General features: G+C 71.9%; 15 protein-coding genes. 10 read left to right on the top strand and 5 right to left on the bottom strand.

Features of this window, described 5'->3' with window-relative positions; all coding sequences use genetic code 11:
* Window positions 1-312: 312 nt before the first annotated feature.
* The 5 genes from WMF12_RS32590 to WMF12_RS32570 all read left to right on the top strand — a co-directional run bounded on the left by WMF12_RS32590 (window position 313) and on the right by WMF12_RS32570 (window position 8,051).
* Entirely contained in the window at window positions 313-1,530 is a 1,218-nt protein-coding gene (locus WMF12_RS32590) for a type II secretion system F family protein (RefSeq protein WP_437740555.1), read from the top strand.
* A complete protein-coding gene (locus tag WMF12_RS32585) occupies window positions 1,530-3,014 on the top strand; it encodes a sensor histidine kinase (RefSeq protein WP_437851662.1) in 1,485 nt (494 codons plus the stop codon). Before WMF12_RS32590 ends, WMF12_RS32585 begins: the two co-directional genes overlap by 1 nt.
* 353 nt (window positions 3,015-3,367) lie before the next feature.
* On the top strand, window positions 3,368-3,973 hold the full coding sequence (locus tag WMF12_RS32580; RefSeq protein WP_437851660.1) for an MlaC/ttg2D family ABC transporter substrate-binding protein: 606 nt from the start codon (window positions 3,368-3,370) through the stop codon (window positions 3,971-3,973).
* A 78-nt stretch (window positions 3,974-4,051) separates the two neighbouring features.
* Entirely contained in the window at window positions 4,052-6,595 is a 2,544-nt protein-coding gene (locus tag WMF12_RS32575) for a tetratricopeptide repeat protein (protein WP_437851659.1), read from the top strand.
* Window positions 6,596-6,770: 175 nt separating this feature from the next.
* The gene (locus WMF12_RS32570; RefSeq protein WP_437740551.1) at window positions 6,771-8,051 is read left to right on the top strand and encodes an aspartate kinase; all 1,281 of its coding nucleotides are present in this window, start codon (window positions 6,771-6,773) and stop codon (window positions 8,049-8,051) included.
* Between the two features lie 30 nt (window positions 8,052-8,081).
* On the opposite strand, the gene WMF12_RS32565 is transcribed toward WMF12_RS32570, so the two are convergent.
* Window positions 8,082-9,782, bottom strand: a complete 1,701-nt coding sequence (locus tag WMF12_RS32565) for a hypothetical protein (RefSeq protein ID WP_437851657.1) — start codon at window positions 9,780-9,782, stop codon at window positions 8,082-8,084.
* A 369-nt stretch (window positions 9,783-10,151) separates the two neighbouring features.
* Here WMF12_RS32565 and WMF12_RS32560 point away from each other — a divergent pair, with 369 nt between their 5' ends.
* The 4 genes from WMF12_RS32560 (at window position 10,152) to WMF12_RS32545 (ending at window position 12,411) form a co-directional block, all read left to right on the top strand.
* Window positions 10,152-10,490, top strand: coding sequence for a DUF4911 domain-containing protein (locus WMF12_RS32560; RefSeq protein WP_437740549.1), 339 nt, complete (start codon window positions 10,152-10,154; stop codon window positions 10,488-10,490).
* A gap of 7 nt (window positions 10,491-10,497) precedes the next feature.
* Window positions 10,498-11,220 carry a hypothetical protein gene (locus tag WMF12_RS32555; RefSeq protein WP_437740548.1) on the top strand — a complete coding sequence of 241 codons (723 nt, stop codon included), beginning with the start codon at window positions 10,498-10,500 and terminating at the stop codon, window positions 11,218-11,220.
* Window positions 11,217-11,780, top strand: coding sequence for a TlpA family protein disulfide reductase (locus WMF12_RS32550; protein ID WP_437851655.1), 564 nt, complete (start codon window positions 11,217-11,219; stop codon window positions 11,778-11,780). Before WMF12_RS32555 ends, WMF12_RS32550 begins: the two co-directional genes overlap by 4 nt.
* 244 nt (window positions 11,781-12,024) lie before the next feature.
* Window positions 12,025-12,411: a VOC family protein gene (locus WMF12_RS32545; protein ID WP_437873913.1), complete on the top strand. Its 387-nt coding sequence runs from the start codon at window positions 12,025-12,027 to the stop codon at window positions 12,409-12,411.
* An 85-nt stretch (window positions 12,412-12,496) separates the two neighbouring features.
* Here WMF12_RS32545 and WMF12_RS32540 read toward each other — a convergent pair whose 3' ends face one another.
* From WMF12_RS32540 to WMF12_RS32525, 4 genes are all read right to left on the bottom strand, one after another.
* Window positions 12,497-13,339, bottom strand: coding sequence for an SHOCT domain-containing protein (locus WMF12_RS32540; RefSeq protein ID WP_437851654.1), 843 nt, complete (start codon window positions 13,337-13,339; stop codon window positions 12,497-12,499).
* Window positions 13,340-13,438: 99 nt separating this feature from the next.
* A complete protein-coding gene (locus tag WMF12_RS32535; RefSeq protein ID WP_437740540.1) occupies window positions 13,439-14,716 on the bottom strand; it encodes an aminotransferase class I/II-fold pyridoxal phosphate-dependent enzyme in 1,278 nt (425 codons plus the stop codon).
* A gap of 152 nt (window positions 14,717-14,868) precedes the next feature.
* Window positions 14,869-16,824 carry a 2-hydroxyglutaryl-CoA dehydratase gene (locus WMF12_RS32530; RefSeq protein WP_437851651.1) on the bottom strand — a complete coding sequence of 652 codons (1,956 nt, stop codon included), beginning with the start codon at window positions 16,822-16,824 and terminating at the stop codon, window positions 14,869-14,871.
* A gap of 71 nt (window positions 16,825-16,895) precedes the next feature.
* On the bottom strand, window positions 16,896-20,504 hold the full coding sequence (locus WMF12_RS32525; protein ID WP_437851649.1) for a BadF/BadG/BcrA/BcrD ATPase family protein: 3,609 nt from the start codon (window positions 20,502-20,504) through the stop codon (window positions 16,896-16,898).
* A gap of 364 nt (window positions 20,505-20,868) precedes the next feature.
* Between WMF12_RS32525 and WMF12_RS32520 the strand changes: the two genes are divergently transcribed.
* Complete coding sequence (locus tag WMF12_RS32520) at window positions 20,869-21,576, top strand: TetR/AcrR family transcriptional regulator (RefSeq protein WP_437851647.1); 708 nt, start codon at window positions 20,869-20,871, stop codon at window positions 21,574-21,576.
* The last annotated feature ends 10 nt before the right edge of the window (window positions 21,577-21,586 follow it).

Genomic DNA, 21,586 nt, shown 5'->3' with positions numbered 1-21,586 from the left:
GGGAGACATGCCGGGCGGTGTTCTCAGCGCAAGCGCTTCGGTCCCCGTCTTGGCGGATGGCCGAGCGCCCGCCCGCCCCCGCCGCGCGGAGACCCCCGCCGGCGCGTGCTGCTCGGCGTGGCGCCCTCTCCCTTCCTTCCCCGTCCCCCGTCCCGTCGCACCGCCCCCCACCGCCCCCCCTGCCGGATCAGAGAACGCGCCACCGTCTTTGACCCTGGACCGCCTGGAACTTTATCCTGGCCTCCCCGAGGCGGGGCCGCCCCTGCGCGTCGGCTAGGCCCGTCGTGGACCAGGGAGAAGACCGGGAGCACTATGGCGGAGTTCGTTTGGGAGGCGCGCGGCCGCACCGGAGAGATCCGGAAGGGCACCATGGAGGCCGAGAACGAGGCGGCGGTGCAGAACCGCCTCCGCGCTCAGCAGCTCAACCCCACCCGCGTCAAGAAGAAGGGGGCGCAGCTCAGCCTCAGCCTGAGCTTCGGCTCGGGCGTCGAGCCGAAGGACCTCGTCAAGTTCATCCGCCAGTTCGCGACGATGATCGACGCGGGCCTCCCGCTGGTCCAGTGCCTCGAGATCCTGGCGAACCAGGAGCCGAACAAGATCTTCCAGGCGGCGCTGAAGGACATCAAGAACACGGTCGAGCAGGGCGCCACGTTCAGCGACGCGCTCCGGCGCCACCCGAAGATCTTCGACGACCTGTTCGTCAACCTCGTCCAGGCCGGCGAGGTGGGCGGCATCCTCGACAGCATCCTGAACCGGCTCGCGATCTACATCGAGAAGCGCGTGAAGCTCGCGCGCCAGGTGCGGGGCGCGCTCGCGTACCCGATCGCCGTCATCGTGATCATGGTCGTCGTCATGGTCGTGCTGATGTCGTTCGTCATCCCGTCCTTCGAGACGATGTTCGCGGAGTTCGGCGCGAAGGACGCGCTCCCGCAGCTCACGAAGATCGTCATCGCCGTCTCGAAGACGTTCGTCACCTACCTCCCGCTCATCGTGGTCGTGGCGGTGGGCGCGGTCGTCGGCGCGACCTACTTCTACCGCTCGCCGTCCGGCAAGCGGATGGTGCACCGCCTCATCCTCAGGCTCCCCATCATCGGCCCGGTCATGCAGAAGATCGCCGTCGCGCGGTTCTCGCGCACGCTCGGCACGCTGCTCGGCTCCGGCGTGCCGATCCTCGACGCGCTCGACATCGTCGCGAAGACGGCCGGCAACGTCGTCGTGGAGGAGGGCCTCATGTACTCCCGCCAGAAGATCTCCGAAGGGAAGAACATGGCCGAGCCGCTCGGTGAGATGCAGGTCTTCCCCGGCATGGTCGTGCAGATGGTCGCGGTCGGCGAGCAGACCGGCGCCCTCGACACGATGCTCAACAAGATCGCCGACTTCTATGAAGAGGAGGTCGACGTCGCCGTCGCCGCGCTGACGTCGCTGCTCGAGCCGCTCCTCATGGTCATCGTCGGCGGCATGGTGGGCGTCGTGCTCATCTCGATGTACCTGCCGATCTTCGATCTCGCCGGTAAGATCAAGGCGGAGTGATGTCGCCCGCGGCCTCCCCGGCGAGCCCGGGCGGCGAGGCCGGGGCGCCGCGAGATCACGCCGAGGCCGCGCCGCCGCGCGACGCCCGCGCCTCGACGCCGGCGGTGCTGCTCCCGTCCGGCGCTCCCGGCGGCGCCGAGGCGCCGCTCGCGAGCCGGCTCACCTGGCTCATCGCGCTGCGCCTCGCGGTGCTCACGGTCTTCCTCGTCGTGACCGCGGCGGTGTACCTCGGCGGCTTCACCCCCGGGAGCTTCTCCAGCAACGTCGCGCTGGTCACGGTCGCCGCCGCGTACGGCGTCTCCGGCATCTACGCCGTGTTCCTGCGCATGAACCGCGCCCTCCGGGCGATCGCGCGGGCGCAGCTCGTGACCGATCAGATCACCTGGACCGCGCTCGTGTACATCACCGGCGGGGCCTCGAGCGGCGCGACGTCGCTCTACGGCCTCACCTGCCTCACGGGGGCGATCCTCCTCGGGCTCCCCGGCGCCATCGTCGCCGCGGCGTCGGGGGCGGCGGCGTACCTCGTCCTGTGCGCGGCGCTCGGGCTGCACCTCGTCGGGGTGCCGCCGGACCAGCCCGCCGGGGCGTACGCGACGCAGTGGGGCGAGCTGCGGTACCCCATGTTCGTCAACCTGCTCGCGATCGTGGTGGTCACGCTGCTCGCGAGCTACCTGGCGGAGCGGCTGCGCGCGACGGGCGGCCGGCTCGTGCAGGCCACCGCGCGGGCGGAGCAGGCCACCGCGCGGGCGGAGCAGGCCGAGCGGCTCGCGGCGCTGGGCCGCCTCGCCGCGGGGCTGGCCCACGAGATCAGGAACCCGCTCGGCTCGATCGCGGGATCCATCGAGCTCCTCCGCACGGGCGGGACGCTCTCCGACGAGGACCGCAAGCTCTGCGAGATCATCGAGCGCGAGACCGCGCGCCTGAACGACCTCGTGGGCGACATGCTCGATCTGTCGCGCCCGCGGGTGCCCACGCCCGAGGGCATGGACCTCTCGGCGACGGCCCGCGACGTCGTCGTGCTCGCGGGGCGCTCGGGCCGCGGCAGCGACGTCGAGGTGCGCTTCGATGGGCCGTCGTCCGCGCCGGTGACCGCCGACGCGGCCCAGATGCGCCAGGTCGTCTGGAACCTCGTGCGGAACGCGATCCAGGCGAGCTCCGCGGGCGCCGTCGTGACCGTGCGCCTCTGGCGCGACCCGAGCGCCTGGCTCCTGGAGATCCGCGACAAGGGGCGAGGCATCCCCGCGGGCGCCCGCGATCGCCTCTTCGACGCGTTCTTCACGACCCGCACGCACGGCATGGGCATCGGCCTGGCCGTGGTGAAGCGGATCCTCGACGATCACGGCTTCGCGATCGAGGTGGACAGCCGCGAGGGCGAGGGCACCGCGTTCCGGGTGAGGGTCCCGGACCGGCCGCCGGAGTCCGGCGGCGCGGAGCGCCTCGCCGTCGCCGCGGAGCTCTCCCCACGATCGCGCCCGGCGGGCTGACGCGGAGCCCGCGCGGCCGCGGTCGATGCATCGTCACATCGGACGCGTGGCGCTCCGTTCACGTCCCGCTGCGCCGCGCACGAGCTTCTCCGGGCGCCCAGCCGGGAGATTGCGGCCGAGCCCGCCGCCGCGCGTGAATAGGCCGCCGAGGCCGTCGTCTGCCCCTGGGGAGCGGGCCAGTGCAGTCGGATTGCTGTCTCTTTTCGCGGTGTTCATGGAGAGCACGGGCGGGACGTCGCCGGGCCACCGGGCCCTGCGTCCGACCTGGCAGGCCGTTTGCGTAGGACCAAGGTGAGCAGTAGAAGCCTCCCGAGGCGCGCTCGCTGCCCGCAGGCACAGAAGGAGAACCATACGTGACACGCAGGATGAACCATCTCTTCGCGGCGGCGTTCTCGCTGCTCGCGCTCACGCTCGGCCCGGTGGGCCTCGCCAGCGCCGGGCCGGCGACGGACGTCGTCAAGGCCAAGCAGACGGCCCTGTTCGACCTCCTGAAGAAGGGGGGGGTCGAGAACCAGAAGAAGGTGGGCGCGGTCTTCGACGAGATGCTCGATTACTCGGCGCTGGCGGAGGCCTCGCTGGGCAGCGAGTGGGCCGCGCGGACCGACGCCGAGAAGCAGCAGTTCAGCGAGCTCCTCAAGCAGCTCGTGCGCAAGGCCTACGAGCGCAACCTGAAGAAGACGCTCGACTTCAACGTCGAGTACCTCAGCGAGACGGCGAGCGGCAGCGCCATCATCGTCAAGACCAAGGCCGCCTCCAGGAAGGACGCGCGCGAGGAGCCGGTCGAGATCGCCTTCAAGCTCTCCGAGAAGGGCGGCGTCTGGCGCGTGCAGGACATCGTCACCGAGGGCGTCAGCCTGGTGGGGAGCTACCGCGCCCAGTTCACGAAGATCATCAAGAAGGATGGGTTCCCGGCGCTCATCCAGAAAATGAAGGACAAGCTCGCCAAGGGCGACGTCTGACCCGCCCCGCCGCGCCTCGTCCGGCGCGATCGCCGTGAACTCGCCTGAAATGCCGCCGGGTTGATACCCTTGGCGGGTATGGCTGCTGGACAGAGGCGCGGCCGGCCGGCGCGCGCGCTGGGCCTTGCGCCGTCGATCCGCGCGCTTGCGCCCGGCGGCGGCGCGGCCCCGCGCCCGCCCGACGACCGTCCTGTCCTCCGGCTCGCCGTCAGCAAGGGCGCGCTCGCCATCGAGCTCGGGGAGCCGTTCGCGCTCGGTCCGCTCCGCGTCACCGAGCTCGTGGTGCGGCTCGCCGGGATCCGGTTCCCCGTCGACCTCTCCGGCGGCGTGGCGCGCTTCCGGCACCGGCGTGGCCAGCTCGTCCGGCTCTCCGTCGAGGCGCAGGGGACCGAGCTCGCCGGCTGGGCCGCGCCGCGGCTCCGCGGCCTCCTCGGCGACGGCGCGCCGCAGCTCATCATCGCGCCCATCGAGGACGGCGCGCTGGTCGCGCTGCGATCCGGCGAGACGGCGCTCGCGTTCGACGTCGCCGTGGCCCCGGGGGAGCGCGCGCTCAGGCTCCTGCCGGAGCGCGCCCGCGGCATCGGCCTCGCCGCCCCGCCGCACGCGCTCGCGCTCCAGGCGCTGTCGATGATGGCGGGCGCGCACGGGCGCCTCGTCGAGGGCGCGATCGTTCTGGACGCCGCGGTCGAGCGGATCGTCCGCCTGCTCCTGCCCGCGGCGGGCGCGAGGGCGCCCGCGGTGGAGGGGGTGCAGTGGGCCGTGGTCACCGCGGAGGCGGGCCGCTTCCGCGCCGAAGGCGCGCTCGGGGCGGCGCCTCCCGCGCTCGGCGACCGCGCGCTCAGGGCGCTCGAGGCGGCCGAGCTCGCGGGCGCCGCCGACGAGATCGCGTTCGCGGGCGGGCTCGACGAGGCGCGGCGCGCCTACCTCGCCGCGCTGGAGCGCGCCCCGCGGCACCCCGAGATCTCCTCGCGCCTCGCCTGGCTCGACCTCGTGATCGGCGAGCGCGCCGAGGGGGCGCTCTCGACCGTCGTCGACGCCATGCCCGCCGTGGACGCCGGCCTCCTCGGCGGCGCGCTCCTCGAGGCGGTCGGCGATCATGATGGCGCGTTCTCCGCGCTCGCGCGCGCCGCGCACGCGGAGCCCTACGGCCCGCTCGCCGCGCTCGCGTGGCTGCGCGCGGCGGCGCTCGCGGACGCCGTCGACGTGCGCCTCGACGCGCTGAACCTCGGCGTGGCGCGCGCGCCCGGGATCGAGGCGCTGCGGTGGGCGCGATTCCACGCGCGGCTCGACGTCGCCGACGTGCGCGGCGCGCTCGCGGACGCCGAGCACCTCGAGGCCTCCGCGCGCGGCGCCGAGGCGCGCCACGCCGTGTCTCGCAGGGCCGCGGAGGCGTTCCTCGCGCGGGGCGACGTCGCCGACGCGCGGGTGCTCTTCGAGCGGGCGCTCCGCTACGCGCCGGAGAGCCCCGACGTGGTCGCGGGCCTGGCGCGCTCGCTGCGGGCGGCGGGGGAGGGGAGGCGCGCGCTCGACCTCCTCGCCCGGGCGCGCGCCCTCGCCGCGCGCAGCGGCGCGCCCGCGTGCGCGCTCGATCTCGAGCTCGGCCGCGGCCTCGCGGAGATCGCGGGGGATCTCCCGGCGGCGATCGCGCGCGTGCGGAGCGTCCCGCCCGGCGTGCCGGAGGCGCTGGAGGCGCGGCTGCTCGAGGGCCGCTGGTGCGCCGGGCTCGGCGATCTCGGGGGAGCGTCGGTCGCGCTCGGGCGGCTGCGCGACGCGGTGGAGCTCGCCCTCCAGGGCCGCGCGGACGACGCCGGCCCCGCTCGCGCGAGAGGAGCGCCGTTCGGCGACGGCGCCGCCGCCGTCGCGGCCCTGCTCGCCGAGGCCGCCGAGATCGAGGAGCGAACCCGGGGGGATCTCCTCGCGGCGCAGCGACAGCTAGGCCTCGCGCTGCGCCTCCGGCCGCGCGATCCAGGCATCACCGCCGCGTTCCGCCGCGTCTCGGGCGAGATCGCGCCGCCGGTCGCGCCTGCCCCGGCGGCGCCGCCTGGCCCGGTCCAGCGGCCCCGCGCGGCCGAGCAGCGGATCGAGGTCCACGTCGCCGCCCCGCGCCGGCGCACGGTCCCGCCCGAGCCCGTGGTGATCGCTCCGGCGCCGAACAAGCCTCCCCCTGTCCCCCGCGCGCCGGCCTCCCCGCCCAAGGCCGCGCCGATCGACCCCGGGACCATCGACGAGATGCCCACGCTCGATGGTACCGACACGTCGACCGACCTCACGGCGCCCATCCCCAGCAGCGTCACGCTGGCGGAGGGGCAGGTGCCGCTGGCCCGCGTGTTCGGCGTCGACGACGAGCTCCTGGCCGAGCGGCTGGCCGATCGGCTCCGCGCCGATCCCGCCGACCAGGGGGTGGCGATGGCGCTCGCCGATGTGCTCGATCGGCTCGGTCGCGATCTCGATCTCCTCGCCCTGCTCTCGGCGCGGATGGAGGAGGGGGACGACGCCGTCCGCCTGGAGGTCGCGCCGCGGCGGCGCGACGTGCTCGCGCGGCTCGCTGCTCGGGCGCGGGCCGAGGGGCGCGACTCGGAGGCGGAGCTCTACGAGATGCTGCTCCAGAGCGAGCTCGCCTGAGCGCGCCCGCGCGGCCCGCGCCCTCGCGGCGGAGGCGCGCGCTTGGCCCGCGCCCTCGCGGCGGAGGCGCGCGCTTGGCCCGCGCCCTCGCGGCGGAGGCGCGCGCTTGGCCCACGCGCCGCGCCCGTGATAGCCCGAGCTCTTGCGCAGCGCGCGCAGCGCTTGGAGGTGCAGCATGGCCGAGCAGCCGTCGAACCGCGCCCAGCAGGAGGGCTCGCCGTGCGAGCCGGGCGCCTCGCCCGCGAAGGCGGGCCGTCCGATCATCGTGCAGAAGTATGGCGGCTCATCGGTCGCCGACGTCGACAGGATCGGCAAGGTCGCCGAGCGCGTCGTCGCCGCGAAGCGCGCCGGTAACGACGTCGTCGTCGTGGTCAGCGCGATGGGCAAGACCACCGACGGCCTGCTCGCGCTCGCCCGGCAGGCGGCGAGCGCGGCCGCGGATCCTCCCCGGCGCGAGCTCGACATGCTGCTCTCGACCGGCGAGCGCGTCTCGATGGCGCTCCTCTCGATCGCCATCCAGGCCCGGGGCTTCGAGGCGATCTCGTTCACGGGCTCCCAGTCCGGCATCCTCACGAACGATCGCCATTTCGACGCGCGCATCATCGAGGTCCGCCCGTTCCGCATCGAGGACGAGCTCGCCCGCGGCCGCATCGTGATCGTCGCCGGCTACCAGGGGATGAGCTACCGCCGCGAGATCACGACGCTCGGCCGCGGGGGCTCCGACACCACGGCCGTGGCGCTCGCGGCGGCGCTGGGCGCCGAGCGCTGCGAGATCTACAGCGACGTCGACGGCGTGTACTCGGCCGACCCTCGGGTCGTCCCGGACGCCCGTCACCTGCCCGAGCTCGACTGCGCGGTCCTCCAGGAGATGGCCGAGTGCGGCGCGAAGGTCGTCTGCGCTCAGGCGGTCGAGTGGGCGCGGCGCTCCGGCGTGGCCCTGGTCGCGCGGTCGACCTTCGACGCCGGCCCCGGCGCGCGGGAGACGGTGGTGCGCCGGTTCGCGCCGGGCTCGGCGCCTCCGGCGCTCGCGGCGCGCGCGATCGTCGCCGAGGGCAACGTCGTCCTCGCGCGGGCGCACGGCGGGCTCCGGCTCGACGAGGTCCTCCGCGTGGCGGGCGAGCTCGGGCTGGGCTTCCGGGATCTCTCCTTCGGTCACGGCGGCGGCGCGTTCGTGATCCCGCTCCTCAACGTGCCCGAGTGGCAGGGGGCCAGGCGAAAGCTCGCCGCGCTGCTGCCGTCGCTCGAGCTCGTCGAGGGGCTCGCGGCGGTCAGCGTCGTCGGCGACGGGCTCTCCGCGACGGCGGAGCCGCTCGCGCGCTTCGTGGAGGTCCTCGGGCGCGCCGGCATCGCGCCTCGGTTCATGGTCGCGGGCCCCCTGCGCCTCGGCGCCCTCGTCGACGCCGCGGACGTCGCGGCCGCGCAGCGCCTGCTGCACGCGTCGTTCGTCGGCGGCTGAGCGCGCCGCTCGCGAGGCGGAGGACGACCGTCAGTGCTTTCTCTGTCGCGTGAGCGCGACGAGCCCCGCCCAGCACGCGACCCACACGATCTCGCGCGACGCGTCCCAGGCGATCGCCGCCGGTCCGATCGACGCGGCCTCCTCCTCGGGGGCGCCGGGGCGCGTCGCCCCGAGCTCGGCGACGAGCGTCGGGGCGGCGTTCGACGGCACGTGGACCAGCTGCGCCCGGCGCTCGCCCTCGCGCGCGACGAGCGCGAGCAGCGGTGAGGTCTTGTGGTCGCCTGCGAAGGCGAGGGCGACGACCACCGCGAGCCCCTCCAGCACGCGGAAGGTCTCGCCGCCGTTGCGCGACACGCAGAGGAGCCCGGCGCCGGAGATCGCGATCGAGCGCCCGCCGGCCGCCGCTGCGAGCCTGCAGTCGTCGGCCTCGGCCGCGCGCCGCGCCGCTCCCGACAGCGGCACGACCGGCGAGCCTTCGTCGTCGCCGCGGAGCCGCTCGAGCTGTGGTCCTTCGGCCGCGCTCGTGAGCGCGACGATCACCCCCTCGCTCGCGCTCATCCGGAGCACGCCGTCCCGCAGCGCGGGCCCGGGCGACAGGGAGAGCGCGCCCTTCGATGGAGACGGCGCGCCGTCGCGGCGGGGCGAGCCCGCGGCCACGGCGGAGCCGGTCTCCGGCGGTGAAACGACCGCGCCGGCCGCGGGCGACCACAGCGTCTTGCCGGCCAGCACCCACAGGCGCCCCGGCGTCGTCGCGAGCGTCACCGGCGCGCCGCCCGAGCCCCACGCGCCGAGCGTGCTCGCGCTCTTCCCCCGGTCGTCGCTCAGCAGCAGGTTGCCGCGGCGCGTGGCGATGAGGATCGCGCTGTCCGACAGCGCGATCGAGGACGCCGACGTGTCGATGCCGGCGCGGCGCGCGGAGAGCGCCCCCGCGTCGACGACGAGCACGGTCCCGCGCTCGCCGCCCGCCCGCTCCGCGCGGCGCGGGCGACCTCCCGATCGCGCGGCGGGCTCGCTCGTCAGCCCGGGCTCTGCGCCGGCGCTGCCTGCGACGACGTAGCCGCCGGCCACCGCGAGCGTGCTGCACGGGACGGCGGCGCCTGCGTCCTCGACGACGACCCAGGGCAGCGCATCCCAGACGGGGGCCTGGTCGTCGGGGAGATCGGGCAATTCTGCGAGCAGATCTTCGCCCTCGTAGGCGCCCTCCTGGTCCGCGTCGAGCGCCGGCAGCTCCCCCTCGTCCACGTCGTCCGCCGGGTCCTCTCCCGTCCCTTCCGCGCCGCCGTCGTCGCCGTGCGCCCCGCCGTGATCGTCGAGATCGTCCTGCTCGGCGTCGCTCTGCTCGACGGCCTCCTCGGACAGCCACGTGCTCGCGTCGGCCTCCGCGATCCCCTCGTGGAGCGCCCCGACGTCGACGCCTTCTTCCGCGGGCTCGTCCTCCCCGGTCCCGCCGTCGTCCACGGCGAGCTCGACGCCGATCTCGAGGTCGCTCGCGTTCGCGTCGTCGAGCCCCTGCTCCGCGTCGTCGAGCGTCTGCAGGAGGTCGTCGAAGCCCTCGTCGCCCCCTTCTTCCTCGTCGTGCCCGAGCGGCGGCAGGTCGATCAGCTTGCCGTCGTTCTCGTCGTGCTCGTCGTGCTCGCGCTCGTCGTCATCGACGGCGGTCTTCGGCTGCGGCGCCGGGCACGTCTCGCGGCGCTCCTCCATTCGCTCGCTGCAGGCTCGTGAGGCTGACATCGGCGGGAGTGTAGCGCCCCTGGCGGCGCTTTCGCCCCGCGCGGCGATCCCCGAGCGCTCCGCGGGCCCCAGAGCCCGCCTGCCCCGGCTCGCGGCGGTGGCTCTCGTCGGCTCTCGTCGGCTCTCGTCTGGTTCGGGCCCGCGGCCCGTCGCCTCCCGACGACGCCGCCGGCGAGCCGCCGGTGCGAATCATGAAGGGTGAAGGTGAGCGGCCCGACGATCTCGCGCCGCTTTGGCGGGCGCGAGAACGCCACGGGGCCCGCGGATCGAGGGAGGGACGTGGCATCTTGACGCGGCGAGGGGGCTGGCCATCCCCGCCGGGTGTGCCCGCTGGATCCCTCCGGCGAGCGGTGCTTAGCTCCGCCGTCCATGGGCCGGAACGACAGCAATTCCAGGCGAGTCGCGTCCGCGTCTCCGGCCGGCGGGCAGCCCTCGGGGGCAGCGGGGCAGCTCGGGCCCGCGCGCGGCCCCCTCTCGATCGCGGATGCGAGCGCCGGGATGCTGGTGCAGCACGTGGTGGTCCATCCAGCGGACGTCGTGTTCGTGAAGAGCATCGTCGAGGCGAGCGACGGCGTCGCGCTCCTGCTCGCGGATCGCGGCGGAGAGATCACGCTCGCGGCGCCGCTCGGACGGGGCGACGAGTTCGCCGAGCTCCTGCGCGATCTGGAGTGCGACGTCGGGGCGCGTCGCCGCGACGCGCTGCGCTGAGGGTGGCATGACGGAGCGCCGCGACCCGAGCTCGGTCGATCTCGTCCAGGAGCCCTCGCTGGACGCCGCCGCGCCCGACGGCGCGGCGCAGGGCCTGCCCGCGTCGTCGGGCGCGCTGCTCGACCCGCGCATCCTCGCTGCCTGGCGGGAGTGGCTCGCCGCGCTCGCGACCGACGCCGAGGCGGCCATCGCCGCGGCCCACGTGTACGGGGAGCTCGGCCCCGAGGCGCGCGAGGCGTGGCTCGACGTCCTCGCGGAAGACGCGCCCAAGCTGCAGGTGCCTGCGGTGGCGATCTATGCCCCGCTCCTGTCGGTCGAGAGCGACGCCGGGCGCCGCGAGCGGATCGAGGTCGCGATCGAGGGGGGGGAGCACGCACCGCGCCCGACGGGCGGCTTCGCGCTGCGCGGCGTCGCCGCGGGGGGCGATCGCGTGGTGGCGCTGGTGACGCCGCTCTACCTGCGCTTCGTGCGGGTGCTCTGGTGCCGCTATCTCCCCGAGGATGGCATCGCCTGGGCGCGGCACGATCCCATCGTCCGCGCGGAGGACGCCCCGGGTCCGGGGATCCTGCTCGACGGCGCGCAGCTCGAGGCCACGCCGATCAAGCTGGTCATCGAGGAGCTGTGCCATGCCGTCCTGGCGCAGCGGCGCAAGGGCGCCGAGCTCCCGCCCTCGCTGCAGCTCTGCGCTGATCTCTTCGACGCCCACCTGGAGGGTGATCCGCTGCCATGAGGCCGCTCGCGCCGTTCTGCACGCCGCTCTTGCTGCTCGCGATCGGCTGCGGTGGGGGCGGCGACGCCGTCCGGGAGCCAGCGGCGGGGCCGCCGGTCGCCGCGTCGGCCCCGGCGCCCGGCCCGGTGCGGAGCTTCTCGTACGAGACCCTCGACGGCCGCGAGCTCTCGACCGGGTCGCTCTCGGGCAGGTTCAGCGTGATCGGCTTCGTCGCGACCTACGATGTGGCGTCTCAGGCGGAGGCGCGGTTCCTCGCGGGGCTGTTCCGCGATCACACGCCGCGCGTCAACGCGGCGCTCCTGGTCCTCGAGGCGAGCGAGAACCGGCCGCTCGTCGAGGCCTTCGTCGCGGCGCTCAAGCTCCCGTACCCGGTGGCGCTCGCGGACGCCCCGACGATCGCCGGAGAGGGGCCCTTCGCCGGGCTGCACCACGTGCCGAGCGTCGTCGTCCTCGACGCAGGGGGCCGGGAGGTCTTCCGGCACGTGGGTCTCATCACCCAGGAAGCGCTCGAGGAGGTCCTCCGCGGCCTCGAGCGCGCGAGCGCGCGGCCCGCGCGGTAGGCCAGGCAGCGCGCCGCCTGTCGGCCACCGCGGCGCCGGGCAGAAGCTCGCATGTGGACGGATGGTGCGGTTTGCGCGCGAGCGGCCGTGGCGCGCAGTGCCGAGTTCGTGCTGAAGATGGCAATCCCGTGTGGCCTATCGGAATGCCGTGCACAGCGGTGCCTGGTGCGCCTCGCTGGGAGCAGAGGTGCAGTCGCTTTTCTTCGGCTGGCGCGCGTCTGTCTGGGCGATGATGGCGCGCATGATGATCGACCACATCGGTTTTCCAGTCTCGGATTATGAGCGGAGCAAGGCCTTCTATCTGGCGGCCCTGGCCCCTCTTGGCTACGGGCTCGTGATGGAGATCACGCCGGAGATGACCGGGGGGGCGGGCACCCACGCCGGCCTGGGGCCCGAGGGGAAGCCGGACTTCTGGATCGGCACGGGAACCCCGCTGCAGGGAAGCTTGCATGTCGCCTTCGTCGCGAAGACGCGGGCCGACGTCGATGCGTTCTACCGGGCCGCGCTCGCCGCTGGAGGCGTCGACAACGGTCCGCCGGGGCTACGGCCGCAGTACCACCCGGGCTACTACGGCGCGTTCGTGCGTGATCCTGATGGGCACAACATCGAAGCGGTCTGTCATGGCGGGTGAGGGCTGACGGGAGTCCGGCGCGCGATCCTCTCCGGCGCTGGCCGCCCGCTCCTGGTCGCCCTCGGCGACCGTCCTCGCCTCGCGCTCAGAGCCTGCCGAGGAGCTCCGTCTTCTTCGCAGCGAACTCCTGCTCGGTGATGAACCCCTTTTGCCGCAGATCGGCGAGTCGCTCGATGGCGGCGAAGATATCCCCTTCCTGCGCCGGAGCAGGGCGGGGGAGGGCGGCGTCCGCCTGCGCCGGAGCGGCCGCTTGCGCCGGAGCGGGCGGGGCGATCGGCGCCTGCTTCACGGCAAGGTCGCCGGAGATGATTGGCAAGCTCAGCACGCTCACCACGCCGTACTGGCTGGTGAACGTCACGGACGCCCCCGACCCTTGCTGCTGCGACACACCGCCGATCTGATGATCGAGCGTGTCATAGACGCTGACGCGCCCGTTGACCTCGACGGCCAGGCGCCGCGCGCCGGGAAAGTAGGCATATCGGACGTTGTTCTGCGATCCGCTGGAGCTCGGCACGCCGAGCTCCCCGGGCCACCAGCTGCCCGAGCCCCCTCCCGACCCCGGGACGAACAGGCTGACCGGCGATCCCCCAAAACCTCCGCTGCCACCTTGCTGCTGCTGCTGACCGCCCTGCGATGGATAGCTCGGGGGCGCTGGAACGAAAGGCTGGCTGGCCAGCAGGCTGGACAGCTCGGAGCACAGGCCGTCCACCTTGGCCTTGAGACCGTTGTTGAACATGTCCCCGACCATGGTCATGCCGCCCTGCATCCACTGCCCACCGCCGCCCAGCTCGGGGTGGTAGAACTGCGCCATCGTTCCATGGCCGTTCACGAGCGCCTGCAACAACGTCATCACCGCGTCGGTGCTGACGAAATAGCGCTGTGACAGGTCGGAAACTCTCTGCTGACCTTCGAGGGTGAGTTGCTGCATGGTGAGGCGCTCCGAGAGGGAGCGCCCACCCTTGCACTGCGGTGCGTCGATCGCAATGCGGGCGAGCGACGATGACGGCGATGACGGCGATGACGGCGATCAGCCAGCGAGCTTGCGGACGCTCGCGAGCTGGACACAGACCGCGACGACGTCCATGGCGACGCGGATCTGATCCAGCGGCGGCATCGAGGGCGCGACCCGGATGTTGCGGTCGCGAGGATCGCGGCCGTACGGGTACGTCGCGCCGGCGCCCGTCAGCTTCACGCCCGCCTTGTTGGCCAGGCGCACCACCTCCTTCGCACAGCCGTCGAGGGTGTCGAGGCTGACGAAGTAGCCGCCGCGCGGCGAGGTCCAGGTGGCGATGCCCTTGCCGCCGAGCTCGCGCTCGAACGTGGTCGTCACCGCCTCGAACTTGGGCCGCATGAGCTCGGCGTGCCGCTGCATGTGGCTCAGCAAGCCCTTGTAATCCTTGTAGAAGCGCACGTGCCGCAGCTGGTTCACCTTGTCCGGACCGATGGTCTGGATGCCGAGGTGCTTCTTCGCGTCCGCCACGTTCGCGGGGCTTCCCGCCATGGCGGCGACGCCGCTGCCGGCGAACGAGATCTTCGACGTGGAGGCGAAGACGATCGGCCGGTTGGGGTGGCCCGCGGACTGGCACGCCGGCACGATGTTCGCGAGCGGGTCGCCCTCGGCGTAGAGGTCGTGGACCGCGTAGGCGTTGTCCCAGAAGAGGCGGAAGTCGGGGGCCGCCGTCTTCATGCTGGCGAGCCGGCGCACGACCTCGGGGCTGTACGTGGTGCCGGTGGGGTTGGAGTACTTCGGCACGCTCCACATGCCCTTGATGGCCGCGTCCTCGGCGACGAGCTTCTCGACCTGATCCATGTCCGGACCGTCGTCGCGCAGGTCGATCGTGATCATCTCGATGCCGTGGTGCTCGCAGATCGCGAAGTGACGATCGTAGCCGGGGCTCGGGCACAGGAACTTCACCTTGGGCTGCTTCACCCAGGGGCCGCTGCCGTCGGGCACGCCGTGGATGAGCGCGCGGACCACCGCGTCGTGCATCATCGTCAGGCTGCTGTTCCCGCCGACGATGACCTGCTCCGAGGGGACCTCGAGCATCTCGGCGAAGATGGCCTTCATCTCGGGCAGGCCGTCGAGGCCGCCGTAGTTGCGCGTATCCGAGCCGTCCGAGGCGACGAGGTCGCCCGCGCCGGGCAGCGCGAGCATGCCGTTCGCGAGGTCGAGCTGCTCGGACGACGGCTTGCCGCGCGTCATGTCGAGCTTGAGGCCGCGGGCTTCAAAGGCAGCAAAACGCGCCTCGAGCTCACGGGTGAGCGAGGCAAGAGCATCGGGAGACAACGAGCGCAGTTCGGTCATGGCGCGCGATATCTAGCAGAATTTCGCGCGTGCGTCGCGGCCGGACGGCGCGCGGCGGGCGGGGCGGCGCGGCGCGGCGCTCGCGGAGAGGCGCGGAGAGGTCGAGGGGGCCGCCGGGCGCAGCTCGCCCGGCGGCGTCCGCCTCGTCCGCCTCACTCCGCGGCGATGGGCTCCACGCTGTTCGCCGCGTGGCTCACGTGGCGCACCTCGGGGTTGTTCTCGAAGTACGCCTTGCCGGCCAGGCGCTTGACCAGCGGGCTGAAGCGCTCCGCGGCCTTGCCGCCGACGATGTCGCGAATCAGCGCGACGTCCTCGCGCGCCCGGGCGAGCGTCTCCGGATCCGTGAGGAACTCCGCTGCCGCCTTCGCCTTGGCCGGGGCGGCCATCACGGCGTCGCGGAGCGCGCCCGCCGCCGCCCTGGCCTTGCCCAGGGCGCGCTCGGCGGCCGTCTGCTTGATGAGCGGCGCCACCTCGTAGACGAGGTTGGCGGCCGAGCCGGCGACGCGGTGCGGCGCGTGGTGGAGCGGGCTCGCGTACTTCGGGTTCCTCGCGAGGAACGCGCGCACCTCGGCCTCCGTGACGCCGGCCTCCTCGTAGGCGCGGGTGAGCTCCTGCTCGGCCAGGATGCGCGCCTTGAACATGTACATCTGGATGCGCGAGTAGAAGTTCGTCGCGCCGTCGCCGCTCGTCTCCACCGCGCAGAAGATCGTCCCGGGGTAGCGCGACGTGATCAGCGACTGGACGCCGTCGGAGACGCCCGACGAGGGCATGCAGCCGAACGGCTTCACGCTCACCGTCACGTGCGCCTTCGACTTCACGGCGTTCACGATGAGCTTGCCGACCTCCATGTGCCCCTCGCCGCCGCGGAGGTCGTTCGAGTAGTAGTCCTTCGCCACCTCCGCCACGAGCTCCATGTCCGGAAGGTGGTAGTCGAGCAGGCCGAGCGGCAGCGCGAACGCCTGGAAGCCGACGCGCAGCGCGCCCTCGGCGAGGCGCATGGTCGCGAGGCGCTTCGCCACGCCGAACTCGTCCAGGCTGGCGAGGCCGTAATTGCCCTCGTCGGCGCCGCGCAGGTCGCGCCGCTCGCGGGTGTCTCGGGCGCACTCCCAGATGTTGTAGAGCAGCCACGCCGTCGTGAGCTGGATGTCGTTCTCGCCGCCCTCGCTCTCGAGGAACTTCTGCAGCGCGTAGTTGCCGTCTCCCTCGGTCGTCATCGCCCAGAACTCGCCGATGATCGACGTCTTCGCCTTGGGCCGGAGCTTGTCCACCCGGACGCCCTCGAACTCCTTGCGCGCCTCGTAGAGCGCCTTGAACACGTTCGTCTGCTCGTAAAGAGCCTTGTAGAGGATGCGCTTCGCGCTCTCCATCGCGCGGTTCGTCGCGCCCGGCTCGACCTCGTAAGGCCGGATCCGGTAGCCGAGCGCGTTCAGCGTGTCGCCGCAGACGATGGCCTTGATGATCGCGATGAAGAAGGCGGGGTTCATCTCGAGCCCGACGTCGTCGCCCGTCGCCTGCGAGAGGCCTCCCGTCTGCTGGAAGAGCATGACCCGGAAGCCGTCGAAGCCGGCGTCGCGGAGCGCCTTCCTGTACTCGGTCACGTACATGCCGAACCGACAGGGCCCGCACGCGCCCGCCGTCAGGAACACGTAGTTCTTGATGATGTCCTCGGTCGACATCCCCTGCTTGTCGCGCAGGTCGATGAGGTACTTCACGAGGCCGCCGACCGTGAAGTACGTCGGGTTGCACTGCCCGCGGTTGCCGAACTCCTTGCCCGTCTGCAGCCCCGCGTTGTCGCTCATCCCGAAGTAGTGGACGTTGTAGCCGAGGCCCTTCAGCGCGCCCTCGCACAGGAAGTCCTGCGCGGCGGTGAGGCCGCTGATGAGGAGCGTCACGTTCTCGCGCTCCTTCTTGGTCATCTTCGGCTTGAGCATGTTGTCGACCCACTGGCGCCGCTCGGATTTGAGCCCGAGCCGCTCCCGCTCGGCCTCCTCGAACGCCCTGAGCTCCGCCTCGATGTCGACGTCGGTCTTGTTGGATCGGGCCTCGCCCACCAGAGGAAGGCGCGTCTTCTGCGTGGTCGTCGTGCTCGTCGTGCTCGTATGTTGCATGGCGTGGCTTCCCTTCGCTTGGATGCTGGAAGGGGCGGCCCCGCCGTCCCCCCCTCGACCTTCGACGTGGTTCAGGCTTCCAAGGGGACGACGGTCCCGTCGGACTGCTTCTTCTTGAGCTGCACGAGGCCCGTCTTCGGCGCCTCGGGCGGCGAGACCGGCGCGACGTAGCTCCGGACCTTCTCGGCGAGCGCGGCGATCTCCCGCTCGAGCGCGGGATCCGTGATCTTGCGCGCCGCCTGCTGGTCGCGCTTCAGCTGGAGCAGCTCGAGCCGCTTCTCCTCGATGCGCTGGACCAGCTGCGCCTTCTTCTTCGCCGCGTCCTCGAGCGCCTCCTCGTGCAGCTTGAGGCTGTGCGCGTACGTCTTCACGCGGATCTTGATCGAGCCGCCCGGCTTGTTGGCGTCGATGTCGTGCAGCGCCGCGTACGGCGTGGCGCTCGAGCTCACGATGCTGTCGATGATCCCGTACGTCGGCGCGTCGTGGCCGCACTTGAAGCTCGAGAGATCGAGCAGGACGACGTTCGGGTGGCGGGCGGCGAACTTGGCCGCCCAGACCTTCTGCGCGCTGTTGGCCGAGTAGTTCTCCGGCCAGACGTCGTTGATGTCGAGCGGGTGCTGGCCGATCGCGATCTCGTCCTTGAAGTACCGCGCGAGGTACTCCATGTCGCGCGGGATGGACCGCACCGAGAGGATCGGATAACCGAGCACCTGGAACTCCTCCGGGATGCCGTGGTTCAAGCCCGGGTCGGAGTGGTACGGCCGCCCGATCATCAGGATGGCGACCCGGTTCTCGGACTCGACCGTCTCGAGGATCGCCCGCCCCTTGTCCTGGAGGTCGCGCTCGAACTGCGAGAGCGCCCGCATCCCCTCGCGGTGCGCGTGATCGCTCTCGTCCTCGGTGATGCCGAGCCGCGGGCCCCAGGTCTCGAACATCCGGCGCGCCGTCAGCGTCATCTCGGAGAACGTGAGCGCGGGATCGAGGTACTCGATCCCGCGCGTCTTGAAGAAGTCGACCTCCTTCGTGAAGGCCGCCTTCATGACGTCCGGCACGCCCGCGACGATCGGGCAGCTCGTCTTGTCCATCACCCCTTCGCCGAAGCTCGGCACATGGGTGAGGATGGGGAAGAAGATGTAATGGAGCTTCTTCTCGTCCGTGTGGTGGTGGAAGAGCAGGTTGTGGACGTGGGCCTGCGCCACCTTGGACGGGAAGCACGGATCGATGGAGCCGTACTTGCCGCCCTCGACCCACATCTCCTCGCTCGTCGCGTCGCTGAAGACGACGTTCTGCTTGGGGACGCCGAGCGCCTCGAAGTAGGCGCGGTAATACGGGCCGGTCGAGTAGATGTTGAGGACGCGCGGGATGCCGATGCGGACGCGGCGGAGGCGCTCCCGCACCTCGATGCCGCTCCGCCGGAACGGGCGCGTCGTCTCCACCCGGCGGATGCCGAGGAAGCCCTTCTTGACGACCGTGTCCTTCACCGGCGCGCCTTCCTCGGGGAGCGGCGCCGTGTCGTAGAAGTGCCGGAAGGCGAGCTTCGACTCGTAGTCGACGAGGTTCGGGAACTGCTTCGCGATCTTCTTCCGCTCGGCGACGAGCGCGAGCATCGCCTGCTCGCTCTCGACCGTGCCCTTCTCGCACGAGAAGCCCGAGATGTAGCGGCTCGTCGTCCCGTCAGGCCGCTTCGTGTCGATGAAGGTCCGCTTGCACTCGTTCGGGCAGAAGTGGCAGACCGTCTCCTCGTCGTTCTTCGTCGTGTATTCGAGGGCGATCGCCGCGTCGATCCCGATGAACGTCGACCGGCCCTTGCGCTTCACGACCCGGAGCGTCTCGAACGCGGCGCCGAGCGCGCCGGCCTCGCCGGTGTGCGGGTGGACGAACACCTCGGCGCCGGGGACGCGCTCCTTGATGTAATCGACCTGCGCCTTGACCGCCGCGAGGTTGTACTGCGTGCCGCCCTGCAGCACGTAGCGCGTGCCGAGCGCCGCGAGCCGCGGGATCTGCACGACGTACTGCCACACGTTCTTCGGCAGCACCTGGGCGAGCCCGGCGAGCAGCTCCTCCTTCGAGAAGCCCTCCTTCTGGAAGTTCACGCGATCCGTGTCGAGGAAGACGGCGCAGCCGTAGCTGAACTTCGGCGCGAGCTCGGCGCCGAACGCCGTGTCGGCGTACTCGGTCACCTTCAGGCCGAACTGGTCGGCCATCGCCTGGAGCAACATGCCGTTGCCCGCAGAGCACGAGTTGGAGAGGCGGAAGTTCGCGATATCGCCGTTCTTCATGAACAGGACCTTGATGTCCTGTCCGCCGATATCGCAGATGACGTCGACGTCGCCGAAGAACTTCACCGCGCTCATCATGTGGGCGACGGTCTCGACGATGTTGACGTCGGCGCGCATGCACTCCTGGAGCACGTCGGCCGCGTACCCGGTGCCGCCGAAGCCGAGCACCTCGAGCGTCGCGCCCTCATCGAGCACGTACTGCCGGAGCTGGGAGAGGAGCTCCTTCGCGTCCTGGATCGGGTTGCCCTTCGAGAGCTGGTAGGCCTTGCAGACGATGTTCCCGTCCTCGTCGATGAGCACCGCCTTCGACGAGGTGGAGCCGCCGTCGAGGCCGATGACCCCGCGCACCACCTGGCCGGGCGCGAGCTTCATCGGCGTGAACCTCGGGATGCTGTAGAGCTTCCGGAACTCGTCGACCTCGTTCCGGGTCTTCACGAGCGGCGGGCCCGCGCTCTCGCCGAGCCGGGCCTTCCTGCCGTTCGTCATGTACTCGATGAGCCCCGACTTGCCGGCGTAGAGGCCGACCTCCGGCGCCTCCTTGAGCCCGTAGACGCACGCGCCGAACGCCGCGTAGTACTGCGCGTTCTCCGGGACGAAGATCGTCTCCTCGACCGGCTGGTCCTTCGGCCAGCTGTAGCCGCGCTCGTCCCAGGTCTCGGGGATCCGCTTGCGCCAGCACTCCTGGAGGAAGGGGAGGTAGGTGTTGGGGCCGCCGAGCAGGATCACCTTGTGCTTCAGCGTCGAGCCGCGCGTCAGCACCGACAGGTTCTGGAGGACGATCGCGTCGGCGAGCGAGCAGAGGATCTCCGTCGAGGGGATACCGCTCTTCACGAGGTTCACGATGTCCGTCTCGGCGAAGACGCCGCACTTCGCGGCGACGTGGTGGAGCTTCGAGTCGTCGAAGTGGATCTTCACCACCTCCGTCGAAGGGAGGCCCACCTTGATCATGCACTTGTCGATGGTGGCGCCCGTGCCGGAGGCGCACTTGTCGTTCATCGACGGCGCGGCGGTCTTGTCGCCCGTCTTCTCGTCCCGCTGGAAGATGATGATCTTGGCGTCCTGCCCGCCGAGCTCGATGACGCTGCCCACGTCCGGGTGCAGGTTCTCGACCGCGAGCGTGACCGCGTTGACCTCCTGGACGAACTTGGCCCCCAGGCCGGGGCAGAGGGGCGCGGCGCCGGAGCCCGTCATGAACACCCGCCAGCTCTCCCTCGGCGACGCGGGGAACGACGCCTCGATGACCTCGAGGAGCTCGAGCACCTTCTCCGGCTGCTTCGTCTGATGCCGCTGGTAGTCGCTCCAGAGAATCTCGAGCGTCTGCGGATCGAGCACGACGGCCTTCACCGTCGTCGAGCCGACGTCGATGCCGACCACGACCGGTTCTTGGATCTGCCTTCCCATCGGGGCTCCTCCCACCGCCGTCGCCGGTCCCCAGCGTCCGACTGACTGGCTGGTCAGTCGTGATGGCTACAACGGGATGTCCGGGAAATCAAGCAATCCGGTGCGCCTTGGTCGCCTCGCGATGCCGTTTTCCGGCCATCTCGGGCCATCGCTGCGTCCAGGGTGCAAGGTTCCGACGCCGCGCTCGGTTGCGGCTGGTTGCGTTCGGTTGCGTCTGATTGCGCGCGGTGCCCCCCCCGGCGTCCGCGTGTCGTGCGCTGTGCCGCGAACTTTCCGGATCTTTTCAGCCGGCGGGCTCGCACGACGCCGGAGGGGAGACATCGGTCCCCAGATGGCGGGCCGGTGATGGTAAAGCGACCGGCTTATGGACAAGGCCGAGCGCCGCCAAGCGCTCCTCCGCGCCGCGCGTACCGTGTTTTCCGAGAAGGGGTATCACGAGGCGAAGGTCGACGACATCGTCGCGCTCGCGAAGGTCGCGAAGGGGACGTTCTACCTCTACTTCCCCGACAAGCGCTCGGTGTTCGGCGAGCTCGTGCGCGGCCTCTTCTCGCGGCTCGGCGGCGCCATCCTGCGCGTGGACCCGTCGGCGGACGTCGAGGCGCAGGTCAAGCACAACATCCGCGCGATCGTGGCCGTCCTGCTCGACGATCCGGCGCTGACGAGCATCCTCCTGTCGCACGCGGCCGGGCTCGACCCGGCGTTCGTCAAGGAGCTGCGGGCGTTCCGCCAGGAGGTGAAGCTCCTGCTGCAGCAGAGCCTCGCGGAGGGGCAGCGGCTCGGCGTCATCGAGCCGGGGGACACCGAGCTCTACGCGACGTTCACGATCGGCGCGCTGAAGGAGGTGCTGTTCGAGAACGCCCTCGAGGAGCAGGCCCGCCCGCGCGAGCGGATCGTGACGGCGCTCCACGATTTCCTGCGGCGCGGCTACCTCCGGATGGACCCCGCGGCCGGGCTCGCGGCGCAGGGCCCGGAGGGCGAGCGCGCCGCGCCCGCGACGGGGGACGCCCCCGGCGAGGCGCAGGAGCGGGTGAGCCCGTCGCGCGGTCGGCGGGCCAGGTCGAGAGGCGACTGACCGGCGCGTC

Origin of the sequence: Sorangium sp. So ce363 (genome assembly GCF_051520435.1) — a bacterium.
Lineage (GTDB): Bacteria > Myxococcota_A > Polyangia > Polyangiales > Polyangiaceae > Sorangium > Sorangium cellulosum_B.
Note: the sequence above shows the minus strand (reverse complement) of the source record. Positions and strands in the feature narration are given on the sequence as shown.